The organism is Streptomyces sp. NPDC020362, from assembly GCF_040642095.1.
In the GTDB taxonomy this organism is placed as follows: Bacteria; Actinomycetota; Actinomycetes; order Streptomycetales; family Streptomycetaceae; genus Streptomyces.
In genome coordinates this window covers 1-5,450 of record NZ_JBFAET010000345.1, presented here as the reverse complement: position 1 = coordinate 5,450, position 5,450 = coordinate 1, and the positions used below count along the sequence as shown (strand labels likewise).

General features: G+C 74.6%; 1 protein-coding gene. It reads left to right on the top strand.

Going from position 1 to position 5,450, the window contains the following annotated elements:
* Positions 1 to 5,450, top strand: a 5,450-nt coding sequence (locus tag AB0H32_RS46500; protein ID WP_361135225.1) for a beta-ketoacyl synthase N-terminal-like domain-containing protein, incomplete at both ends; no start/stop codon positions are given.

The window sequence follows — 5,450 nt, the reverse complement described above, 5'->3', positions numbered from 1 at the left end:
CCGATGTGGACGCGGTGGAGGCGCACGGTACGGGTACTCCGCTGGGCGACCCGATCGAGGCGCAGGCGCTGCTCGCCACCTACGGCCAGGACCGGGGCGAACAGGAGCCGTTGTGGCTGGGTTCGGTGAAGTCCAATCTCGGGCACACGCAGGCGGCGGCCGGTGTCGCGGGCGTCATCAAGATGGTGCTGGCGCTGCAGCACCAGCAGCTGCCCCGGACGCTGCACGCGGACGAGCCGTCGCCCCATATCGACTGGTCGGCCGGTGACGTACGGCTGCTGAACGACGCGGTGTCCTGGCCCCCGGGAGAGCGTCCGCGCCGTGCCGGTGTGTCCTCGTTCGGAGTCAGCGGCACCAACGCACACGTCATCGTGGAAGAGGCCCCGGCCGAGGACGCCGAACCCGAGCAGGCGGCGGGTGAACCTGACGAGGGCGCCGACAAGCCCGAGCCGGCCGCCGAGCCCGAGTCGGCAGCCAAGCCTGCGGTGGTCGGCGCCGAGGGTGCCGGTGTGTGGGTGGTGTCGGGCCGGTCGGCGGAAGGACTGGCCGCACAGGCGGGGCGGCTGCGGGAATGGGTGACCACGCGGCCCGAGCTGGAGACCGCGGATGTCGGCTGGTCGCTTGCGGTGTCGCGGTCGGTGTTCGAGCACCGGGCCGTGGTGCGCGGCCGCGACCGTGAGGAGCTGGTGGCCGGCCTGGAGAGCCTGGCCGCCGGGGCCTGCGCCGGGTCGGCGGTGTCAGGGGTCGCGCTGCGGGCTGCGCGTGTGGGACTGGTCTTCGCGGGTCAGGGTTCGCAGTGGGCGGGGATGGGCCGGGGGCTGTACGAGGGCAGTCCGGTGTTTGCCGAGGCCTTCGACCGGGTGTGCGGTCTGGTCGAGCTGGAACTCGGTGTGCCGGTGCGGGACGTGGTCCTGGGCGCGGACGGCGTCGATGAGGATCTTGCGCATCAGACGCTGTATGCGCAGGCGGGTCTGTTCGCCTTCGAGGTCGGCCTCGCGGCCGTGCTGAAGGCGGCAGGTGTGGTGGCGGACGCCGTCGTGGGGCATTCGGTGGGAGAAGTGGCGGCCGCGTATGTCGCCGGGGTGCTGTCGCTGCCCGACGCGTGCAAGCTGGTCGCGGCTCGTGCACGCCTGATGCAGGCGCTGCCCGGCGGCGGGGCGATGGCGGCGATCGGTGCCTCGGAGACCGAGGTGGAGCCGGGGCTGACCCCGGACGTGTCGATCGCGGCGGTCAACGGACCGCAGTCCGTGGTGATCTCCGGCGAGGTCGCCGCCGTGGACGGGCTGGTGGAGCACTGGCGTGAGAAGGGCCGTCGGGTGCGGCGGCTGCGGGTCAGCCATGCGTTCCACTCGGCGGCCATGGATCCCGTACTGGACGAACTCGACGCGGTGGCAGCGGAGTTGACGTACGCGCGCCCGCAGGTGCTGTGGGCGGGCGCGCTGACCGGTGAGCTGGTCGGTGAGTGCGAGGGTGGGTACTGGCCTGCGCAGACGCGGCAGGCGGTGCGGTTCGCCGACGCGCTGGCGGCGCTGGCCGCCGAAGGCGTGACGGTGTTCATCGAGGTCGGTCCGGACGGTTCGCTGTCCGCTCTGGGCCCGGACGCGGTCGCCGGAACCGGCGGCGACGAAGGTGTGTTCGTCCCGCTGCAGCGGCGCAAGGAACGTGACGAGCAGGGCGTGAGCGGTCTGCTGACCGGTCTGGCGCGGGCGTTCGTCAACGGGGCGGCCGTGGACTGGGCCGCACTGCTGCCGACCGCGGACCGGGTCGAACTGCCCACCTACGCCTTCCAGCACCAGCGTTACTGGACACAGGCCAGGGCGGGACAGGCCACGTCGGCGTCGGCCGCGCTCGGGGACGGCGCGAGCACACCGGCCGAGGCGCGCCTGTGGGCGGCCATCGAGAACGGCGACCTGGCGCAGATCGCCGACACACTGGCGGTCGACAGCACCCGTCCGTTCAGTGAGATCCTGCCGGCGCTGGCGTCGTGGCGGCGCCGGGAGCGGGACCGCTCGGTCACCGCGAACTGGCGCTACCGCGTGACCTGGGCCCCGGTCCCCGAGACCGACCCCCGGGCGTTGACCGGCGCCTGGCTCGTCGTGGCACTGGCCGGGTCCGCCGGCGACGAGACGGTGCAGGGCTGTGTGGCGGCGTTGCGCGCCCGCGGCGCCGAAATCGTCGTGACCGAGGTCGAGGCTCCGGCTGTGGAGCGCGCCGACGTGGCCGCCCTGCTCGGCCGGGCGCTGGAGGGCACCGAGCCGTCCGCCGTCTCCGGAGTGGTGTCGCTGCTCGCCCTCGACGCGACGCCGGTCGCCGAACACCCCGTCGTCACCGTCGGACTGGCGGCGACCCTGAGCCTGGTGCAGGCCCTCGGCGACACCGGCATCGACGCACCCCTGTGGATCCTCACCCGCGGCGCGGTGGCCGCCGGGCCCAGCGAGGTGCTCGCCGGCCCGGTGCAGGCGCAGGCGTGGGGCCTCGGCCGGGTCGTGGGCATGGAACACCCCGAACGCTGGGGCGGGTTGGTCGACCTGCCCGCCGTCGTCGACGAGCGGGCCGGCGCCCGGCTGGCCGCAGTCCTGGCCGGATGCGGCGAGGACCAGGTCGCGATCCGGTCGGCCGGGATCCTCGGCCGCCGCCTGACCCGCGCCGCACAGCCCCGAGACACCGAAACGTCCTGGACGCCGCGCGGCAGCGTACTGATCACCGGCGGCACCGGGGCGATCGCCGGTCACGTCGCCCGGTGGCTGACCGGACGCGGCGCGCCGCGCCTGGTGCTCACCAGCCGCTCCGGGCCCGCCGCAGCCGGCGTCGCGGCCCTGGCCGCTGAACTCGCCGCCGCAGGATCCGCGGTCGACATCGTCGCCTGCGACGTGAGCAGCCGTGCGGACCTGTCCGGTGTGCTGGCCCGGACCGCGGCCGAGGGACCCGCCGTGTCCTCGGTGATGCACACCGCAGCCGTCCTGGACGACGGCGTGCTGGACCGGCTGTCCGCGCCGCGCCTGCAGACCGCGCTGTCGGCCAAGGCCATGGGCGCGGCCCTCCTCGACGAGCTGACGTCCGGCCTGGACCTCGACGCCTTCGTGCTCTTCTCCTCCTCGGCGGCCACGCTGGGCGCCGCGGGCCAGGGCAACTACGCGGCGGCGAACGCTTTCCTGGACGCCGTGGCCGAGAACCGGCGGGCCCGCGGCCTGGCCGGTCTCGCCGTGGCCTGGGGCGCCTGGGCCGGCGGCGGTCTGGCCGGGTCGAGCGACGTCGTACGGAACCGGACGGCCCAGGGCCCCATGCCGGCGATGGACCCGCAGCTCGCCCTGCGGGCGCTCGGCGAGGCCCTCGACGGCCCCGACCCGGTCGTGACCGTGATGGACGTCGACTGGCCGCAACTGGCCGCGGTGCCCGGCGCGGTCGACGTACGGCAGATGCCCCTCGTCCGTGACCTGCCCGAGATCCGGCAACTGGCCGCCGCGAGCACGGGATCCGAGACCGTGGTGCGCGGTGACGGAGAGCTGGCGCGACGGCTGGCCGGCCTCGGCCGGGCCGAGCAGGAGCGGGTGCTCGCCGACGTGGTGCGGGCCGAGGCGGCCGCGGTCCTCGGCTACGCCTCGGCCGAGGCCGTCGAGGCCCGGCGGGCCTTCAGTGACCTGGGCTTCGACTCGCTGACCGCGGTCGAACTGCGCAACGGCCTGAACGCGGCGACCGGGCTGCGGCTGCCCTCCACCCTGATCTTCGACTACCCGACCCCGGTCGTGCTCGCCGCACACCTGCGCACGGAACTCGCGGGAGAACTGACGCAGGGGGCCGCGGTCGTCACCGCCGCCCCGGCGACGACCGCCGGCCAGGCCGACCCCGGCGAGCCGCTGGCGATCGTCGGCATGGCGTGCCGGTTCCCGGGCGGTGCGAGCAGCCCGGAGGCCTTCTGGAACCTGCTGGCCACGGGCGGCGACGCGGTCGGCGGCGTGCCGCAGGACCGCGGCTGGGACCTGGAGAGCCTCTTCGACCCCGACCCGGACAACGACGGGACGTCCTACACCCAGCAGGGCGGCTTCCTCACCGGAGCGGGGGACTTCGACGCGGGATTCTTCGGGATCAGCCCGCGCGAGGCCGTGGCGACCGACCCGCAACAGCGCCTGCTGCTGGAGGTGTCGTGGGAGGCGCTGGAGCGGGCCGGCATCGACCCGGTCTCCCTGCGCGGCAGCTCCACCGGCGTGTTCGCGGGCGGCTACGGCTCGGGCTACGGCATGGCCGTGGCGCTGACCGGAGACGGAGCATCGGGCCTCGAGGGCCACCTGATGACCGGCAACGCGACCAGCGTGCTGTCCGGCCGCATCGCCTACGCCCTGGGCCTGGAGGGCCCGGCGGTGACCGTGGACACGGCATGCTCCTCCTCGCTGGTGGCACTGCACCTGGCGAGCCAGGCCGTGCGGTCGGGCGAGTGCTCGCTGGCGCTGGTCGGCGGTGTCACGATCATGGCGACCCCATGGGAGATGGTGGGCTTCTCCCGCCAGCGCGGGCTCGCCCTGGACGGTCGCTGCAAGGCGTTCTCCGCCGACGCCGACGGCATGGGCATGGGCGAGGGCGCCGGCATGGTCGTCGTGGAGCGGCTGTCGGACGCCCTGCGCAACGGCCACCGGGTGCTGGCGGTGGTACGCGGCAGTGCGGTCAACCAGGACGGCGCCTCCAACGGCCTGACGGCACCGAACGGCCCCTCGCAGCAGCGCGTCATCCGTGCCGCGCTGGCCAACGCCGGTATCGGCGCGGACGAGGTCGACGTCGTCGAGGCGCACGGCACCGGCACCACGCTCGGTGACCCGATCGAGGCGCAGGCGCTGCTCGCGACCTACGGCCAGGAGCGGGGCGGGCAGCCGCCGTTGTGGCTGGGCTCGGTGAAGTCGAACATCGGGCACACACAGGCCGCGTCCGGTGTGGCCGGTGTGATGAAGATGGTCCTGGCGCTGCAGTACGGCGAGTTGCCGCAGACACTGCACGCGGACGAGCCGTCGCCGCACGTGGACTGGTCCGCGGGCGAGGTGGGGCTGCTGACCCAGGCGGTGCCGTGGCCGGCCGGGGAGCGCGCCCGCCGTGCGGGTGTGTCCTCGTTCGGGATCAGCGGCACCAACGCCCACGTCATCCTGGAGGAGGCCCCGGCCGAGGCCGGACGCGACGTCGAGGACGGCGCAGGCGAGGCCGACGGGCAGGGCGCGACGGCCAAGGCGCCGGTCGTGTCGGGTGCCGGGGCGTGGCTCGTGTCGGGGCGCTCCGCCGCGGGTCTGACCGCGCAGGCGGGTCGGCTGCGGGAGTGGGTGCGGGCTCGTCCGGAGCTGGAACCTGCCGCGGTGGGACGGTCGTTGGTGACGACCCGGTCCGCCTTCGAGCATCGCGCCGTCGTGCTGGGCACCGAGCGTGGCGAACTGGTTGCGGGTCTGGAGAGTCTGGCGGCCGGGGTGTCGTCGGGT